The 17930-nt window shown below is 67.3% G+C and carries 16 protein-coding genes and 1 pseudogene; 9 read left to right on the top strand and 8 right to left on the bottom strand.

Going from position 1 to position 17930, the window contains the following annotated elements; genetic code table 11:
* Positions 1-2 precede the first annotated feature (2 nt).
* Together DMH03_RS34840 and DMH03_RS34835 are read right to left on the bottom strand one after the other, a co-directional pair.
* Positions 3-695: a hypothetical protein gene (locus DMH03_RS34840; protein ID WP_125796258.1), complete on the bottom strand. Its 693-nt coding sequence runs from the start codon at positions 693-695 to the stop codon at positions 3-5.
* Positions 696-751: 56 nt separating this feature from the next.
* On the bottom strand, positions 752-940 hold the full coding sequence (locus DMH03_RS34835; RefSeq protein WP_125796257.1) for a hypothetical protein: 189 nt from the start codon (positions 938-940) through the stop codon (positions 752-754).
* 173 nt (positions 941-1113) lie between these two features.
* Between DMH03_RS34835 and DMH03_RS34830 the strand changes: the two genes are divergently transcribed.
* From DMH03_RS34830 to DMH03_RS34820, 3 genes and pseudogenes are all read left to right on the top strand, one after another.
* Positions 1114-1677 carry a TetR/AcrR family transcriptional regulator gene (locus DMH03_RS34830; protein ID WP_125796256.1) on the top strand — a complete coding sequence of 188 codons (564 nt, stop codon included), beginning with the start codon at positions 1114-1116 and terminating at the stop codon, positions 1675-1677.
* A gap of 20 nt (positions 1678-1697) precedes the next feature.
* Positions 1698-2894 (top strand): FAD-dependent monooxygenase, encoded by a 1197-nt coding sequence (locus DMH03_RS34825; RefSeq protein ID WP_125796255.1) that lies wholly within the window; start codon positions 1698-1700, stop codon positions 2892-2894.
* Positions 2895-3124: 230 nt separating this feature from the next.
* Positions 3125-4275: pseudogene (locus tag DMH03_RS34820) on the top strand (IS3 family transposase).
* 72 nt (positions 4276-4347) lie between these two features.
* Here DMH03_RS34820 and DMH03_RS34815 read toward each other — a convergent pair.
* The 3 genes from DMH03_RS34815 to DMH03_RS34805 form a co-directional block, all read right to left on the bottom strand.
* On the bottom strand, positions 4348-5604 hold the full coding sequence (locus DMH03_RS34815; RefSeq protein ID WP_125796254.1) for an HNH endonuclease signature motif containing protein: 1257 nt from the start codon (positions 5602-5604) through the stop codon (positions 4348-4350).
* A gap of 148 nt (positions 5605-5752) precedes the next feature.
* Complete coding sequence (locus DMH03_RS34810) at positions 5753-6502, bottom strand: SDR family NAD(P)-dependent oxidoreductase (RefSeq protein WP_125796253.1); 750 nt, start codon at positions 6500-6502, stop codon at positions 5753-5755.
* The gene (locus DMH03_RS34805; protein ID WP_125796252.1) at positions 6490-7665 is read right to left on the bottom strand and encodes a glycosyltransferase 87 family protein; all 1176 of its coding nucleotides are present in this window, start codon (positions 7663-7665) and stop codon (positions 6490-6492) included. Before DMH03_RS34805 ends, DMH03_RS34810 begins: the two co-directional genes overlap by 13 nt.
* 135 nt (positions 7666-7800) lie before the next feature.
* On the opposite strand from DMH03_RS34805, the gene DMH03_RS34800 reads away from it, so the two are divergent.
* The 3 genes from DMH03_RS34800 to DMH03_RS34790 all read left to right on the top strand — a co-directional run bounded on the left by DMH03_RS34800 (position 7801) and on the right by DMH03_RS34790 (position 11187).
* The gene (locus tag DMH03_RS34800) at positions 7801-8706 is read left to right on the top strand and encodes an AraC family transcriptional regulator (protein ID WP_125796251.1); all 906 of its coding nucleotides are present in this window, start codon (positions 7801-7803) and stop codon (positions 8704-8706) included.
* A gap of 78 nt (positions 8707-8784) precedes the next feature.
* On the top strand, positions 8785-9630 hold the full coding sequence (locus tag DMH03_RS34795) for a carbohydrate-binding protein (RefSeq protein WP_125796250.1): 846 nt from the start codon (positions 8785-8787) through the stop codon (positions 9628-9630).
* A gap of 585 nt (positions 9631-10215) precedes the next feature.
* A complete protein-coding gene (locus DMH03_RS34790; RefSeq protein WP_125796249.1) occupies positions 10216-11187 on the top strand; it encodes a sporulation protein in 972 nt (323 codons plus the stop codon).
* Positions 11188-11229: 42 nt separating this feature from the next.
* Here the strand turns inward: DMH03_RS34790 and DMH03_RS34785 are convergent, their stop codons facing one another.
* Positions 11230-11817 carry a TetR/AcrR family transcriptional regulator gene (locus tag DMH03_RS34785; RefSeq protein ID WP_125796248.1) on the bottom strand — a complete coding sequence of 196 codons (588 nt, stop codon included), beginning with the start codon at positions 11815-11817 and terminating at the stop codon, positions 11230-11232.
* A 90-nt stretch (positions 11818-11907) separates the two neighbouring features.
* On the opposite strand from DMH03_RS34785, the gene DMH03_RS34780 reads away from it, so the two are divergent.
* On the top strand, positions 11908-12444 hold the full coding sequence (locus DMH03_RS34780) for a dihydrofolate reductase family protein (RefSeq protein WP_125796247.1): 537 nt from the start codon (positions 11908-11910) through the stop codon (positions 12442-12444).
* Positions 12445-12456: 12 nt separating this feature from the next.
* On the opposite strand, the gene DMH03_RS34775 is transcribed toward DMH03_RS34780, so the two are convergent.
* Both DMH03_RS34775 and DMH03_RS34770 read right to left on the bottom strand, forming a co-directional pair.
* A complete protein-coding gene (locus tag DMH03_RS34775) occupies positions 12457-13662 on the bottom strand; it encodes an acyl-CoA dehydrogenase family protein (RefSeq protein WP_125796246.1) in 1206 nt (401 codons plus the stop codon).
* A gap of 197 nt (positions 13663-13859) precedes the next feature.
* On the bottom strand, positions 13860-15047 hold the full coding sequence (locus DMH03_RS34770; protein ID WP_125796245.1) for a GNAT family N-acetyltransferase: 1188 nt from the start codon (positions 15045-15047) through the stop codon (positions 13860-13862).
* Between the two features lie 228 nt (positions 15048-15275).
* Here DMH03_RS34770 and DMH03_RS34765 point away from each other — a divergent pair, with 228 nt between their 5' ends.
* Together DMH03_RS34765 and DMH03_RS34760 are read left to right on the top strand one after the other, a co-directional pair.
* Positions 15276-15992 (top strand): trypsin-like serine protease, encoded by a 717-nt coding sequence (locus DMH03_RS34765; RefSeq protein WP_125796244.1) that lies wholly within the window; start codon positions 15276-15278, stop codon positions 15990-15992.
* 163 nt (positions 15993-16155) lie between these two features.
* Positions 16156-17922, top strand: a complete 1767-nt coding sequence (locus DMH03_RS34760) for a hypothetical protein (RefSeq protein WP_125796243.1) — start codon at positions 16156-16158, stop codon at positions 17920-17922.
* Positions 17923-17930: the final 8 nt, after the last annotated feature.

Here is a 17930-nt window from a genome sequence, read left to right as displayed (position 1 = left end):
CGTCAGAGGGTGAACACGGTGACGTATTCCGCGTCCCGCACGACGTAGCCGAACCGGGTACGGAGTTCGCGGACGACCGCCCGCATGTGTTCGGCGCCGTAGACCACGCCGATCGTCACCGGTTCGTGCCCGCGCTGTTCGTGCAGTCCGGCCAGCGCGTCCACGAGGAGTTTGTCGCGGCTGCCGACGATCAGGTCGTCGAATTCGGGCATGGCCTCGGCGGAATCGGCCCAGGAGTCGTCTTCGTCGTCGACGGTCATGAACCGCGCCAACATGCCGCGCGTGCCGAAGCCCCGCAGGAACGTGCCCAGTGCCGGCGCCAGGATCGACACCATCAGCCGGTCGCCGAGCGGGACGCGGCGCCAGCCCTCGGAGAACGCCGGACCGTCGAGGTCGGGACGGATCGTCGGCACGGTGAAGCTGTCGGCCTTCAGGTCCTGCACCACGAGTCCGAGGCGTTTGTTCCGTGCCGCCAGCCGGTAGCTCGCGGTCATCCGGGACACCGAGCCGGCGTCACCGACTCCTTCGGCCACCACCACGTCACAGTCGTTCGCCTGTCGCCGGACCGCATCGAAGTAGGCCTGCGTTCCGAGGTGCACCATGGGGAACAACCGGAAGCGAAGCGCCGATCCCTTGGCGCGAAGGGTCAGCACCACGGCGCGGACACCCAATTCGTTCACCACGATGATCTCCATGGCGCCTCCTCCCTGTGCTGGGAGAACGCGCCATGGGGCCGGAAGGTTGCCCCGGTCTAGTCCTTCGGCGCCTTGTTGAAGAAGCCGAGGGACTGGGCGAAGACCGCCGCGCCCACCATCACGACGCCCGGCAGGGTCTTGACCCAGAAGGCGTCCGCCTCGAGCGCGACCAGCAACGCGATCATCCCGCCCCCCAGCACGAGCAGTACGAGCGCTCCCAGTGCGACGCGGGGCTTCGAGACCATGGTTCCTCCAAAGATGAGTTCGGAAGAGCAAGCCTCGCGAGGGCGCCCAGCCGGGACGAGGTCATTTTTGCCGCGTCGCGCGAACGGCACTGTGACCACCGAGTTTGCGCTGTACTCGGATCCGGGCATACGATCAGGGCATTCGTACAGGACGAACGCCCTAGGAGGCGACGATGGCAGGATCCCCGGCGGCGGAACGTGGTCAGGCCGTGCGGCGGCGGTTGCTCGAAGCGGCCGTCGCGCTCGTGCCCGAACTCGGCTGGTCGGCGGTCAGCACCCGGATCCTGGCCGACCGCGCGGGTGTCACGCCGAGCGTCGTGCACTACCACTTCCCCTCGCTGCAGGCCTTGCTGATCGAGGCCGTACTGGGGGCGATGCGCGAGGTCGCCGTCGCCTTCGAACCGGCACTGGAAACCGTCGAGACGCCCGCCGGCGCGGTGGACGCGCTGCTGGCGTCGGTCGGCGAGTACTCCGGCACCGACCCGATGTCGTTGCTGTTCGCCGAGGCCTACCTCACCGCGACCCGCGACGACACCTTGCGTGAGGGCATCCGCGAACTCCTCGCCGGTATGCGCACCCGTTTCGGCGGCTGGTTGGCGGAACGTGGCGTGGCCGAAGCCGAAGACACGGCCGCGGTGCTTTTCGCCGCGGTGGACGGGCTTCTGCTGCATCGCGCGCTCGGCCCGGAGTTCGGCCGCGACATCTCTCCGTCCGTCCTGCGCAGACTGGTCGGCTGAACCGAAAGGGAGGAACCCCGATGAAGGTGGCTATCTGCGGTGCCGGGATCACCGGACTGGCGCTGGCGCACCGGCTCGCGTCGTCGGACGTCGACGTCGTGGTGCTGGAACGTGCCACGGGCCCGCGGGAGCAGGGCTACATGATCGATTTCTTCGGCCCCGGCTTCGACGCGGTCGAGGAGATGGGCCTGCTGCCTCAGGTCGAAGACGTGGCATACCAGGTGAACGAAGCGAGTTTGCTGGACGAACGTGGCCGCCGCCGGGCGGCGATCGACTACGTCCAGTTCGCCAAGTCGGTGCGAGGCAGGCTCCGCAGCATCATGCGTCCCGACCTGGAACGCGTCCTGCGTACGGAGCTTCCGTCCACAGTGGACGTCCGGTTCGGCGCCGGCGTCGCGGGCGTCGACGACCTCGGTGACCGCGTGCGGATCACCCTGGCGGACGGCGAGACGCTCGAAGCCGACCTGCTGGTCGGGGCCGACGGAATCCATTCGACCGTGCGACGGCTCGTCTTCGGTGACGAGAGCCGGTACTTGCGTTACCTCGGTTTCCACACAGCAGCCTTCGTCTTCGAGGATGAGGAGATCCGCGCGCAGGTGGGGGAGCGGTTCTGCCTGACCGACACCATCGGAAGACAGATGGGCTTCTACGGTCTCCGCGACGGCAAACTCGCGGCGTTCGCCGTGCACCGCACGACGGATCCGGCCCTGCCCGACGACGCGCGAGCGGCACTCCGCGCGAACTACGGCTCGCTCGGCTGGGCGGTGCCCAAGGCCCTCGATCTCTGCCCGCCTCCTCGCGAGGTGTACTACGACCAGGTCGCGCAGATCGAGATGCCGTCCTGGAGCCGCGGCCGGGTCGTCCTCGTCGGCGATTCCTGTTACGCAGTCTCCCTTCTCGCCGGCCAAGGCGCTTCGCTCGGGATCGCGGGCGCATTCGTCCTTGCCGAACAACTCACCCGAGCACCCTCGATCGAAGCCGCCTTCGCACAGTACGAAAAGCTGGTCCGCCCGGTGGTGAAGGAGAAGCAACACGTCGCCCGCCGAGGCGCCCGATGGTTCCTGCCCGCGAACCCGTTCCTGCTCCAGGCGCGCCGGTTTTTGCTTCGCCTGGCACGCCTTCCTGGTCTCGAACGACCACTCGCGGCCGCCGTCACGGGAAAGTCGACAGCGCTGGTGACGAACCTGAGGCGAGGGACCGAAATCCGAAGCCGATGATGGCGCCGTTGGCTCGGTTCCCGGACAGGTGGCTGAGGCTCGGTTGCTCGTTGGCGCGATGGGCCGAGGATGCGGGCTCGGTGTCGTTCAGCCGCCCCGGTTTCTGGACGGGTAGCTGAGGTTCGACAGCTCGTTTCGGCGGCTGGTTCACAGGGGTCGGTGGCGTTGCCCCCAGATGACGGACTCGGGTTTGTGGAGTAGATGGCTTGTCGTCTGGACGGCTGTCGATCATGCCGAAGGCTTATCCCGCTGAATTCCGGGCTCGGGCGGTCGCCCTGGTCCGGGCTGGCAAGTCGGTCAGGGAGACCGTACGTGAGCTCGAGATCAGCGAGTCATGCCTGCACAACGGGGTCAAGCAGGACCGCATCGACCACGGTGAACGTCCAGGGCTGAGCAGCACCGAGCACGCCGATCTCGTGGCGGCGAAGCGACGGATCCGCCGACTGGAGACCGAGCTGGAGGTCCTGCGCGAGGCTTCGAAGATCTACGAGGAGCTGAAGGGCGACCCAAAAGGGCGTTCCCGGTAGTCGCCCGGCTCGCGGAGCGGGGGCTACCGGTCAAGATGGCCTGCCGGCTGCTGGAGGTGAGTCATTCCGGTTTCTATGAGTGGCGCTCGAGGCCGATCTCGCCGGCGGCGCTGCGTCGGGAATGGCTGACCGGGGTGATCACCGAGATCCATGCTCGCTCCCGCGGCACCTACGGCGCACCACGGGTGCACGCCGAACTGCGCCTGGGGATGGGCATCATGGTCAGCCGCAAGACGGTCGCCAAACTCATGCGGGCAGCCGGGCTGGCGGGGATTCCGCGGCGGCAGACCCGCAAGAACCCCAAGATCGAGGTCCGCAGCGAGGACCTGGTCAACCGGAATTTCCTGCGCACCCAAGCAAATCTGCTTTGGGTGTGCGACATCACCGAGCATCCCACTCGGGAAGGGAAGCTTTACCGCTGCGCGGTGCTGGACGCGTTCAGTCGCAAAATCGTGGGCTGGTCCATCGACAACAGCCAGAACACCACGCTCGTCGTGAACGCCCTGGAGATGGCAATCAGCAACCGGAATCCTGATCCTGGCACCGTTTTTCACTCCGACCACGGCGTGCAGTTCACGTCCTGGACCTTCACCAACCGAGTCAAGGCAGCCGGGCTGATGCCCTCGCTCGGAACCGTCGGTGACGGCTACGACAACGCGATGATGGAGTCGTTCTGGTCGAAGATGCAGACCGAACTCCTCGACCGCCGGAAATGGAAAACCCGGACCGAATTGGCCAACGAGATCTTCCAGTACCTCGAGACCTTCCGCAACCGGCAACGCCGCCATTCCAAACTCGGATACCTCACCCCAGTCGAATATGAGAGACTCCACGAACTACAACAACCCGCCTGACACTCCACAGACGATGGTCCGGAGACCGGGGCAACGCCAAGGTGTCCGGACAACCGGGGGAAGCTCATCGGCCTAAATCCTGAGGTGCATGGTGTTTCTCCTTGGTGTTCCGGTGGGGTCGAGGTAGGTGGGGGCGGTGAATTCGGGGAGTCCGTCTTGGGCGATCTGGACTTTCCATTCGCTGCGATGGATCAGCCGATGGTGCCGGGTGCAGAGCAGTACGAGGTTGTCGATCTTCGTTTCGCCGTGGTGGCGCCAGAAGACGATGTGGTGTGCGGTGCAGCGGGGTACGGGCATGTCGCAGCCGGGGAAGGCGCAGCCGCCGTCTCGGAGGGTGAGTGCGTATTTTTGGGCGAGGGAGACGGTGCGTTTGGAGCGGCCGATGTCCAAGGGTTCGCCTGCGGTGCCGAGGACGCCGGGTCGGACGCGGGCGTCGCAGGCGAGGATCCTCGCGTCGGTGGCGCTGATCGGCCCGACGAGATCGAGGTGAGCTTCGCCGATGTCCCGGATGAGGTCGTCGTAGGACATGGTGACCAAAATGTGGGTCGCCTCGCCCGCCTGGCCGGGAAGGTTGCGGCTGGTGGTTTTCAGGCGGACGTAGTCGGTGAAGGCGTCGCCGTAGCGTTCGTCCTGAGTCCGGGAGTCACGAACACCATCGATGGCTTTATGGGGTTTGGCCATCGGATCCAGATCCGACTTCAGCCGGGCATACGTTTCCAGGTCAAGCCTGGCCTTGAGGCCGAGGGTGCCGTCGCGGTGTTTGACGAACCGCAGCTCCGGCCGCGTGTCTTTGGGGTCTTCGTTGCGGGGTTCTTTGCCGTCGGGGTCGAGTTCGTCCAGCAGGCGGCGTCCGGCGCGGACGATCTGCCGCGGCCCCGCGTGACGAGCCAGGTCGACCAGGATCTTCTCCCCGGCTCGCACGTCCTCTTCGGGCACAGTCGAGGGGATGCGGGCGAGGGTGCGGATGATGGCGTCGATCTGGGAGCCGCCGATCGCGCCCTCCGCGGCGGCTTCGGCCGTCAGGGGTGCTAGGGGCGGTTCGGGGTCTCCGCCGATACCCGGGCGGGAGTGGAGGGCGAGGACGCGGTCGGCGCGGGCGCTGGCTTCCTTGTCCGTCACGTGGAAGTCCTCGAAGATCAGCGCCGCCAGTGTCGAATGGCCGCTGCATCCGCGCACGCCGCGGGAATTGATTTCCGCGAGGATCGCGTTCTGTTCCGCATCCGCTTGTCGTTTGATGATTTCGAGTTCTTGTTTGCGGGCGTGCAGCGTCGCGGTGTCGACGCGCCACCACTCGGTGGGCGTCGTCGGGGTTGCGTCGTTGCTGGCCACGACCTCAACGATACACCGAATCGAACAGGCGTGCGAGCACGAACGGCCTAGCGTGAAAAGAATCCGAAATGCACGTGCGGAGAAAGCAGCGAAGCGGCTTAAGAGCGCGAAGGCGCTTCGGAGAAAGCGGGAATAGGGGCGTACCCGATCACCATGTCGGACGAGCCGACACGCCCCCGTCCACAGTCAGGTTGTGCCCCGTGATCCACGCCGCGAGCGGCGAGGCGAGGAACAGGCAGGCGTTCGCGACGTCGTCGGGCGTGCCGAGTCTGCCCAGCGGCGCGGCCTGGTGCCAGCGTCGGACGCCGTCCGGCCAGGCGTCGCCGAGTCCGGGGCGGTCGATCAGGCCGGGGGAGACGGCGTTGACGCGGATGCCGCGCGGGCCGTATTCGAGTGCGGCGGCGCGGGCGTGCATGACCAAAGCGGCCTTCGCGCTGCTGTAGTGCGCGTGTCCCGGCGCGGGCTGGGCCGCTTCGATCGAGGCGATGTGGACGATACTGCCGCCGTTCATCACTTCGGCCGCGGCTTGCGTGCAGGAGAACGCGCTGGTGAGGTTCGCGTCGAGGACCGCGCGCCAGCTTTCCGCCGACATCCCGGGCAGGGGTTCGACAGGCTGCACGCCGGCGTTGTTGACCAGGGTGTCCAGTTGGCCGGTCCAGGCCGCGGCGGCGGCCACGAGACGGTGGCATTCGCCGTCGTCGGTGAGGTCGGCGGCGAAGGTCTCGGCGATGCCGCCCGCCTTTCGGATGCGCTCGACGACGGCGAGCGCGGATGCCTCGTCACGGTGGTAGTGCACGGCGACGGTGCTGCCGGCTTCCGCGAAACGCAGGGCGATGCCGCGGCCGATACCGCCGCTGGCGCCGGTGACGAGGGTGGTGGTGCCGGTCAGGTCGAGCATCGAGGTCCTTTCCGCAGCGCGAGCACGGCCGAGACGACGACGAACACCAGGCCCGCGAGGACGTAGCAGTTTCCCAGCCATTGCTGGGCGGTCGTCCACGTCTGGCCCGGCCGGTCGAACGCGGGGAAGTACCGGAACGGCGCCGCGACGAAGATCGCGGCGACGACCCCGGTGACGGCGAGCCAGACCACCGGACGGCGTTTAAGCACCACATAAGCGGCGGTGGTGAACAGTGCCGGAGCGATCCACACCCAGTGATGCGACCACGACGTCGGCGAGATCAGGAGGGCGAACGTCGCGTTCAGCAGCAGCGCCGGCACGATCGCCGAGCGGTACATGGTCAGCGTCACCAGCACCAGCAGCACACAGGTGAGCACGATCCACAGCGGCTTCGCCGAGTCGGCGCCGAACCGCGCCAGCACGGCCTGCAGGGTCTGGTTGGTGTGGAACGAGGTGCCGCTGATCCCGGACGCCCCGGCGAGCCCGCCGAACCAGTAGCCCGCGGAGGCCTCCGGAGCAACCGCGAACGCGACGGCCGAGGCGGCCACGAAGGTGCCCATCGCGGTCAGCGCGCCGCGGAAGTCCTTGCGTATCAAGAAGAACAACAGGAACGCCATCGGCGTCAGCTTGATGGCGGCGGCGAGACCGACGCCGATGCCGCGGTAGCGGCCCCGCGCCAGCAGGCAGTCGGCCGCGACGAGGCCCATCAGCAGCAGGTTGATCTGGCCGAAGCCGAGCGTCTGGCGGACCGGTTCGAGAAAGAGCGCCGGAGTGATCGCCAGCGACGCGACGAGCATCGCCCTCCGCCGGTCCCCGGACGGCCACAGTGTGCGGGTGATCGCGTAGAAGGTGATCCCCAGCGCGCCCAGGCTGAGCGCGAACAGCAGGAGCACCGCGCCGGTCCACGGCATCAGCGCCAGCGGCGTGAGCACCAGCGCGGCGAATGGCGGATAGATGAACAGCAGCGGGATACCGGCCTCGGAAAGCGGCAAGGCGCCGTAGAGGTCGCCGCCGTTCCACAGGGTGTCGACGCCGAATCGGTAGATCTCGAGGTCGCTGTGGGAATCGCCCGCCGTCGCCAAGGCCACGGCACAGGCCAGTGCCAGTGCGGCGAACGCGCCGAGTGACCACCGGGCCCGACCGCGCGACTTGGTGGGAGACATCGCGTGGTGACCCTTCGGACGTGCGTCGATGATCTCGACTGTACCGGTCGGGCGAGAAGCGACTTCCGTCGGCAGTCAGCGCACCACGCATTGGTCTAGACTTTTCATTCCCAGTGTGGTGAAAGGGACCGGACCATGCGCGGAACGACGGTGTTGCCCAGGACGCCCTGCCTGAAACCGAAGGCGGGGGAATTGCCGCTGCATCGGCTGGAGGTCCGCGCGCCGGACGCCCTGCCGTTCACGGTCGGCACCTTCGACACGATCGGGCCGATGTCGCGGGCGGCGTTCCCGCATCGGCACACGTTCTACGAAATAGTCCACGTCACCGGCGGCACCGGCGACCACGTCATCGATTTCACGCGCTGGGAATTGGGGCCACCACAACTGGCGGTCATAACACCGGGGCAGGTACATCATTGGGATGCCCGCGATCTCAGCGGATTCGTCGTGTTGTTCACCGACGATTTCCTGCTCGAACATCCGGCGGATCGCGAAACCCTGCGTCGGCTGAGCCAGCAGCCGTGGCGGCTCGACGAACGCGCGGCCGAGGAGACGGCCCGGCTGGTCGCGGAATTGGACGAGGAATTCCGTTGTGGCGGGCAGGGGACCGATTCGGTGCTGCGAGCCCTGATGCACGTGCTGATCGTGCGGGCGGGACGGCTCCCGGGGCTGGCGGATCCACGTCCGCCGGCCAGGGCTCAGGCGGTGGGCACGGAATTCGCCCGGTTGCTCGGGCGGCCCGACCTCGGGCTCTGGTCGGTCGGCGCGCTCGCGGAACGCATCGGCGTCACGCCGGGATATCTGACCGACGCGGTGAAAACAGCGACCGGCCGGACGGCGGCACAACTGATGCGAGAGGCGAGGACACGGGAGGCGAAACGGTTCCTGCTCGGCACGGATCTCACCGTCCGGCAGGTCGCGAGCCGGGTCGGATTCGCGGATCCCGCGTATTTCTGCCGGTTCTTCCGGCGTGAAACGGGACTGAGCCCCGGCGATTATCGCCGGACCGGTGACGCGGCCCCGGAGATTCACCACGACTGACCAAGTCAGTCCATCGTCCGCAGCTGATCTTCTCCATACCGTCGAGGGTGATTCCCGAAGCCCCCACGAGGAGCAGGTATGGACGAAGAGAACAAGCTCAGCCGAAAGACTGTGCTGAAGGCGGCACTGGCCGCCGGAGTCGCCGCCCCGGTCGCGTTGATCGGCGGCCCCGCGCTCGCGCGCACCACCGTCGCGAGCGGCCAGGCACCCGAGCTGACCCCGGCCTGTGACGACGGAGACGACCCGACCCCGCCGCAGACCGAAGGTCCTTACTTCAAGCCGAATTCCCCGCAGCGGACGTCGCTCGTCACGCCGAACACACAAGGGACGAGGCTCACCGTCTCCGGCTACGTCTTCGGTCTCGGGTGCCTGCCGATCTCGCGGGTGCTGCTGGACTTCTGGCAGGCCGACGTCAACGGCGCCTACGACAACGTGGGGTACACCTTCCGCGGTCACCAGTTCACCAACGACCAGGGCGCGTTCTCGCTGAGCACGATCGTGCCCGGCCTGTACCCCGGTCGTACGCGGCACATCCACGTCAAGGTCCAGGCCCCCGGCAGGCCGGTGCTGACCACGCAGCTCTACTTCCCCAACGAGCCGCGCAACAACACCGACTCGATCTTCGACCCGCGGCTGCTGATGACCGTGCGGGACGCGCCTCCCGGCAGGCAGGCCGCGTTCGACTTCGTGCTGAACGTGCCGCAGACGTCGACCACCCGGCCGACCAGTACGACGCAGACGACGCCGACGACGTCGACTTCGACCTCCAACCCGCCCGGCGGGACGACCTGGGCCGCAGGAACCGGCTATTCCGCGGGTACCCGGGTCACCTACAGCGGTCGCGGTTATGTGTGCTTGCAGGCGCACACGGCCCAGCCCGGCTGGGAGCCGCCGTCCACACCCGCGTTGTGGCGCGCGGAGTGACGGACAGCCGCTGCGGAGGGAGATAAACGCGGGTGGACTCCCGCCGCCGGGACCCACACCCCGGCGGCGGGGTCCACCCGCTTTTTCGCGGGGGTGGGGGGCTCACCCCGAACAGGAGCAAACGTGGCGTGGTCGGTGCCGGGGGTCGTGAGTGGCGATTCGGGTTCTATTGAGAGGTAAGGCAAACGTGTCGTGTCTCGGGTGAGGCGGGGGGCTGGGTGACGCGACATCGCCCTCGCGTGCTCAGACCCGGATCTCGCGTGTTCAGACTCCGTACCACCGAGTGCGGCATCCAGATACGCGAGTTACGTCACCAAGCACGCGAGTCACGCCCTGCGTGAAAGGAGGCCCTCACCACCAGGAGAACGCCGCCACTCACGACCCCCTCGCGCCTGACCAGGACTGAAGGCTCCTTTCGTCGCATCAGACGCGGCGAAGGGAGCCTTCAGTCGATCCGGCGAAGGTAGTGACGTCGCGCCCGTTTAGGGTTTTTTAACCCGGTTTGCCTGGCGGGCGACGGCGGATCTCGGTAGTAGTCGAGTGTTCCGGCACTCCTTTTCCAGTACCCAGCGGAGGAAATCCCTGATGTTCAAACGGATGCTCAGCGCCTTCGGGGTCGGCGGCCCGTCCGTCGACACCGTGCTCGACTCACCGCACGCCGTTCCCGGCGAGGTGATCACCGGCCAGGTCCGCATCCAGGGCGGTTCGAGCGACGCCCAGATCGAGGAGATCCTGCTTTCGCTGGTCACCAGGGTCGAGGTGGAGCGCGGCGACCACGAGCGTGCCGGGACCGCGGAGTTCCTGCGGGTCAGCGCGGGCCGCAAGGTGAAGGTGACGGCGGGGCAGCTGACCACCATCCCGTTCCAGCTCGCCTTGCCGTGGGAGACGCCGATCAGCGCCGTCGGCGGACGGGAGTTGCCGGGCATGGTCGTCGGAGTGCGGACCGAGCTCGTCATCGCCGGCGCGCCGGACAAGGGCGACCTCGACCCGGTGCTGGTCGGCCCGCTGGAATCGCAGGATCGGGTGCTGGAGGCGTTCGGCGAGCTGGGCTTCTCCTTCCGCAGCGCCGACGTCGAAGCCGGGCAGCTGCACGGCGTCCGGCAGGAGCTCGGGTTCTTCCAGGAGATCGAGTTCTTCCCGCCGTCGCGCTACGCCGGCCGCGTCAGCCAGGTGGAGCTGACCTTCGTCGCCGGCCCCGACGACCTCGTCGTGGTGCTGGAAGCCGACCGGCGTGGTGGCATGTTCCGCTCCGGCGGTGACTCCTTCGGCCGCTTCCACGTCTCGCACGAGGAGGCTCTGCGCACCGACTGGGCCGCGGCCATCGACGGCTGGCTGGCCAAGGTCGCCGAGTCCGGCGGCGGGCACGCCATGTTCGGCGGGCACCAGGAGCACTACGGCCACGATCACGACCACCACGGACATCACGGTCACCACGGCAGGCGTGGTCCCGGGATGGGCGGCATGGTCGCCGGTGCCGCGGCCGGAGTGGTCGGCGGCATGATCCTCGGCGAAGTCATGGAGGACGCCTTCGACGGCGGCGACGGCTTCGAGGAGTGATCCGGCCGGCTGGGCAACACCGGCAGCGGTGTTGCCCAGGGGTCACTTCGTTGTCAAGGGCGCCAGAGCGGCGTTGACCGCGTCGGTGAGGCGGCGCGGATCCGCCTCCGCCCTGGCCACCACGTGCAGGCCCTGCATGACGACGAGCAGGAGCCGTGCCTGCGTCCCGCAGTCGACGTCCGCGCGGATCTCGCCGGCGCGCTGTGCGGCTTCGAGTCCTTGCGTGATACCGGTTTCCAGTGCTTCGAATCCACTGTGGACGATCTTTCCGGCGGCTTCGTCGGCGGGTAGCAGTTCGGCGGCGGTGTTGCCCAGCAGGCACCCGCGTCCCGGGGTTTCCCGCGCCGCTTCCAGGACACTGAGCAGCAGCTCGCGCAGAAGTGCGAGAACCGGGCCTTCGGCGAGAGCGTCCGCCTGGTTCGCGGTGCCGGCCGCGTAGCGTTCCAGCGCTCGCAGGAAAAGCGCGTGCTTGTCGCCATACGCGGCGTACAGGCTTCCTGGCAGGATGCCGAGCTCCTCCTTCAGATCCCGCATCGACGTGGCCGAGTAACCCTGCCGCCAGAAGACGTCGAGCGCTCCGCCGATCACCTGGTCTTCGTCGAAGGATCGCGGCCGTCCCGTGCGTGGCATGGCAGCATCCTACGACTTCTTGACAGTGCGTTCAAGAAGTGTACCTTGACTTCTTGTTCAGGTGTTCAAAAAGTCGTACGAGGAGTTCACATGGGTCGCCTCTTCCTGCACGTCAACGTTTCGCTCGACGGCTACATCGCCGACGCCGCGGGCGACATCGACTGGCGGTTCGCCGACGACGAGTTCCAGGCACACATCGACGAGCTGCTGGAGTCGCTCGACGGCATGGCCTTCGGCCGCAAGGCCTACGAGGAACTCGCCGGCTATTGGCCGACCGCCGGGGACGAGGTCTCGGCCACGCAGCGGCGCCGGATGCACGAACTGCCGAAGTACGTCCTGTCGCGCACGCTCCAGAGCACGACCTGGCATAACTCCCACCTGATCGAAGACGCTTCGGCGCTCGCCGGTCTCGAAGGTGACATCGCGCTCTTCGCCGGGGGAGGGGCCGCGACGTCCGCCGCCCGGCTCGGGCTGCTCGACGAAGTGCGGCTCGTCGTGAACCCGGTCCTCCTCGGCGGCGGGACACGGCTGTTCGACGGTGAGTACGCGAAGACGGCGCTCACGCTCGTCGATGAGCGCCGGTTCGCTTCGGGTGCGCTGTTGCTCACCTATTCCGTCGCGCGCTAGCGTCGGCCGGGTTCAGGTGTACCAGGTGGGTTCCGGAAGTTCGTTCAGCAGCGCGTAAGCACCGACTTCGCGGCGTTTGTAGGCCACCGGGTCGTGGAGAGAATGCGTACGCAGATTCCGCCAGAACCGGTCCAGGCCGAATTTCGTGGCGCTCGCGCGGGCGCCGGTCAGCTCGAAGACCTTCGTACCGATCTCCAGTCCGGTGTCGATCACCCGCTGCTTGGCGGCGGCGATGAGGACCGCGACCTCGCCGCGTGCCTCGGGCGTCAGCTCCTCGCGCGGCGCGTGCAGGACGGCCGAAATCGCCGCTCCGGCCTTGTCCACCAACGCTTCGGCCGCCCACAGCTTCGACTGGAGATCGCCGTAGCCTTCGAGGATGTACCACTCTTCACTGGCGGAAGCCTTGTTGTCGCCGCCGTACGGCCATGCGCGGGTGTGCTCGCGTGTGTACGCCAGCGCGGTTTCCAGTGCTCCCTGCGCGATACCGAGATAGAAGTTCGCGAACACCAGCTGGATCGCCGGGACGTTGAGCGTGTTGTAGGTCAGGGGCCGGAACTTCTTGTCGACGTAACCCGCCGCGCTTGCCCACGGGACACGCACGCCGGTGATGGTGATGCTGCCCGATTCGGTGAGCCGCTGGCCGATGTTGTCCCAGTCGTCATGGAAGACGATACCGTCCTGTGCGGACGGAACGATGGCGAAGACGTGGTCCTCGGTGCCCTCGAGAACGCCTTCGAGCACGGTCAAATCGGAAACCTTGCTGCCGGTGGAGAACGACTTGTGTCCGTTGTAGACGATCTCGTCGCCCTCCTCGCTGATCTTCAGATCGGAATCGCGAGGATTGACAGCGCCGCCGAAGAAGAAGTTGTTCCGTGTGTACAGCTCTTCCACCGCGGCGATCTGGTCGTCGGTCGCCACCAGCCGGGCGGCCCACGCCCAAAGGTAGTGATAGCCGAGCAATTGGCCGATGGAGCCGTCGCCGCGCGCGACCTCGCGGGTCACGCGATAAGCGGTCTCCCAGCTCTGGCCGCCACCGCCGTGCTCGACAGGACCGAGCAGCGTCACCAGGCCGGAATCCTTCAGCAGCTGGACTTCCGCGTACGGTGTCTCGTTCTTCCGGTCGCGCTCGGCCGCGTTCACCGCGAGTTCGTCGGCGACGTCTTTCGCGGCCGTCAGCCATTCACTGGCCGATCGGATCCGGTTCTCGGTCGTGGTCATGCTGGATTCCGTTCTGTGCGAGGGCGAACGGGAATTCCGGGCAGGGCGGAGCGCCCGGAATTCCCGGGTGTTTCTCGGAAAGAGAGCGCGGAAACTGATTCAGGCCGTACAGCGGATGTCGTCCATGCGTCCGAGTAGAGCAGTGGTGCTACGGGGTGTCAACGAACGTCCGCGCTCTGAGACCGGGCCCCTCGCGATCAGAACCAGTGCAGGCAGTGCGGCGATCGTTCGGTGCGGAAGAGGGCGTCGGCGAGCGCCGCCGCGTCCGCGCGATGGGCCTTGATGCGCCCGGCCCGCACGAGCGTGCTCGGGACCGTGCCGCCGAGGTAGATCGAGCCCAGATCGCTCACGTCCAGGGACAGGTCGGGTTCGGCGTCCGTCGGGACGCAGTCCGCCTCGCCGCCCCGGATGGCGAGCAGGTAGCGGCTGTGCTCGCCGAGCGCGGGGTCGTCGACGTCGAGGACGAGTTCACCGTCGGTGGACCAGCCGCGGGCGGTGAGGGCGCGAGGGATGTCCAGCAGCCGTACCCAGAGCCAGTCCATGTCGCTGCCGACTTCACCGGCGCGGAAGTCCTCGAGCTGCCACCGCAGCGGATGGTCGGGAGGGCAGTGCTTGAAGACGACCTCGGTGATCAGGTCGTGCCCGAGCACGAACCGCGCCAAAGCCGTGGACACGTCGTCGTCGACGGTGATGGTCTCGTCGACGGTCAAGGTGCTGGGCTCGGTGAGGAAATAGGAGGCGTAGCCGTCCGGGACGCCGTCGGCGTCGCGGTGCACGGCGATGTACCGCGATGCCCGGGAGATCGGCGGCTGTCCGGCCCCCGCGGACCACCAGTGGGGTGGACGGGACAGCGCGCCGGGCCGGGCCCGGCGGTACCGGTCGTAGATCTCTTCCAGCATCTCGCCGCATTCGGTGCGGCGCAGCACCTCGATCGAGCCGCCGTCCGCGTCGGGGACGGTGAAGGCGGCCTGATGGCGTCGCACCGTCATGCGCCGGGTGTAGGTCGCCGGTCCGTAGCCGAACCGGCGGTAGATCAGCGCCTCCGACGCCAATAGTACGGAGAGGAACTCGCCCCGCTCCCGGAACTCGGCGAGCTGATGCCGCATCATCGCGCTGAGCACGCCCCGCCGCCGGTGCGAGGGCAGGACGCCGACGGCGGTCACTCCGGCGACCGGGACGACGACCTCACCGGGAAGGGTGAGCTCGAAGGAATACGCGGCGGCCGTGCCGACGGGCCGCCCGTCCGCCGTCTCGGCGAGCAGGCCGCGGTCCATTTCGAGAGCGGACCAGGTCTCGGCGGAGGTCTCCGGGAACCGGGCGAACGCGGTGAACATGGTGTCGACGAAGACGGCGCGGTCCTCGCCGGTCGTGGAGCGGATCTTCATGAGCACAGTGCATGGGCGTTCCCTGGCGGCGTCAAGCGATTTGTGATGCCGCGCGGACTACCTAATGATCTTCGGCGCGTACTCAAAGATCGTCTCCAGCCGTCATGGAAATAAATAGGTAGCCCGCGCGAACTTTCGTCGGTTCCTGGCTTCCCTTGGCACGACACAGAATCAGCGCGTTCGTCCCCACTGACGTGGCCGGGATCGGCCGCAGAAATGAGTCGGAACATGCGACTGCGCTCCCTCGTCCTGCTGGCAGGCACCGCCTTCATGGCGCTGCTCGGCTCGACCACCCCCGCCGCGACCGCCGCCGAGCCCTCCGGCGTGCAGCCGATGATCATCGGCGGCCAGTACGCGCAGAGCGGCCCCTGGGCGGCCCGGCTGTTCGTGAACGGCCAGCAGAACTGCAGCGCGACGATCATCGCGCCGCAGTACATCCTCACCGCCAAGCACTGTGTCGCGAGCAGCGGCAGCTACACCTTCCGGATCGGCAGCCTCGACCAGCAGAGCGGCGGCACCATGGCCACCGCGGCGAGCATCACCCGCCACTCCGGCGCGGACCTCGCCATCGTCCGGCTGACCAGTTCGGTCAACGCCACCTACGCGCCGCTCGGCACCACGAGCAACGTCGCGGTCGGCCAGAACGTCCAGGTCTACGGCTGGGGCGCGACCAGCCAGTGCGGTTCGGAGATCAACTGCCAGTCCCGTTACCTGAAGGTCGCCACCGTCCGGGTGAACTCGGTCAACTGCAGTGACTACAACGGCGGGGTCGCGGTCTGCGCGAACCGCGTCGACGGCATCACCGCCGGCGGGGACTCCGGTGGCCCGATGTTCTCCGGCGGCCGCCAGGTCGGCGTCGCCTCGACCAGCGACCGGTCGAACAACACCGCGTACACCAACATCACCCGGTACCGCAGCTGGATCCAGCAGATCGCCGGCGTCTGATCGTTTCTCGTGAGTGGCGGGGGCGGTCGAAGCCGGCCGTCCCCGCCACTCACACTCCCGCTACCTGCAATTTGTCAATTGACACTCAACTCGGAGCCGCTCGACGCGATAATGTGGCAGTCGGCGCCGGTGGGCAGGCGCCGCGGACCTTGGGAGGGGGCCGATGGCGCGACCGACGCAGGCTCTCGACCGCACGATCGTCGTGGTGGACGTCGTGGGATTCACCGCCCCGGACCGGAACCGCCTCGACAAACTCGCCGTGCACCAAGGCATGTACGAAGTGCTGAAGACCGCCTTCGCCGAAAGCAATGTCGATTTCGATTCCTGCGCGCATGAAGATCGCGGCGACGGCGTGCTGGTCCTGCTTCCGACAGGAACGACCAAAGGCCTGATCCCCGACCTGCTGCCGGATCGCCTCGCGGTCGCCCTCCGCCGGTACAACCACACGCGGACACCGCAGGCGCAGATGCGGCTGCGGGTGAGCCTCAACGCCGGTGAGGTGCTGTACGACGGGAAAGGGTGGGTCGGCGACGCGGTCGACACCGCGTTCCGCATTCTGGACGCGCCACTGGCGAAGGAAGCGTTCGCGAAATCCGATCGGATGATCGCGTTCATCTCGTCGGAGCGGTTTTTCACCGACGTCATCGAAAAGGACCCGGGCCTGTTGCCCGAGTTGTACCGATCGATACCCGTCTCGGTGAAGACTTTCACCGGAATGGCTTATTTACGGTTGCACGGTGACGTCGCGACGGCTGCCGCCGAAGACAAGGCCGATCTGGACAACGCGGTTCTGGAATTGATCCCTCGCAAGGATTTGGCGGACCTGCGCCGGCATTTGACCCGGATGGAGGTACCGCATCTGCCGGTCATGATGAGCAGGGCACTCGGCCCCGCGGCCGCGTTGCCCCGGCTGGAGGGCATCACCGACGCCTGGGCCGCCTTTCACCTGCTGACCGACTACAACGCCGGCCCGGACGGCGTCCCGCCCGCGCTCGCGTTCCTGCGCCTGCTCGCGGAAAACGTGGTGGGCGAGCCGGGTGCCGAGATCGCGGGCCGGGTCGCCGACCTGGCACGATCGTTGCGACTCGTTCCCGCACTCGCACATCAGCGGGCAAGCAAGCCCATTCCGGAACGCCCCCCTTTGCATTTGATGATCATGCTCGATCCGGTCACCGCCGATCCGTCGCGGTGCACTCTCGCGTTCTGGAGACAGGACGATCCGGAGATCTGGCCGCCGTCGCTCGGTGGAGTGCGGGAAATCGGAATAGACGAGGTCGAGTTCAGGGTCGATGACGTCATCCTGGAGACTGAGAGTGTCTGGTCGGGCCAGAGCATGTCGGCGTCGGTGGAATTCCTCCTGCCGAGGACGTTGATCAATTTGCCGGTGCAGCGGTGGGCGAAGGAACATGGCACCGGCCATCCGCAGCCGTTGCGCTACGGGTACCGACTCGGAATACGGTCGTTGGAGAGGATGCGGGCGAAGCATTGGCATCGCGCATGGAACTATCGCTGGGATTCGATGGTGGAGCATCCCGCCGCCGACCGGTTGCACTATTCCGGAGTCGCGGAGGATCACCCGATCGACGCGATCCTGAGCGACGACCACTGGGTCGGCCTGGTATTGGCGAAACCTCCGTCGCCCCAAGCGGAGCGGGGTGCGCTGCCGGACGAACTGACGACCGCCCTCCGCAGTGGCCTGCCGGTGGTGCTCTGGCATCCGGACGCGGAACCGGAGAACCTGCGCGAGTTGCTCGACTGGGTATTGGCCGCGGAGAGCGGTTTCAACGAGCTTCCGGATCGCCGCAAACTGGCGAATTCCGGGGCGGCCGTACCGTTCAAGAATTCTCTGGCTCACGATCTGGTGGTAATGTGGGACGACCCGAAACGTGTGATCGTTCTGGACCAGCCGTTGACCCCGACTCGACTGTAAGGGGATGC

Source organism: Amycolatopsis sp. WAC 01376 (genome assembly GCF_003947415.1).
Lineage (GTDB): Bacteria > Actinomycetota > Actinomycetes > Mycobacteriales > Pseudonocardiaceae > Amycolatopsis.
The sequence above is the reverse complement of the archived record's forward strand: the minus strand, read 5'-3'. Positions and strand labels throughout refer to the sequence as shown.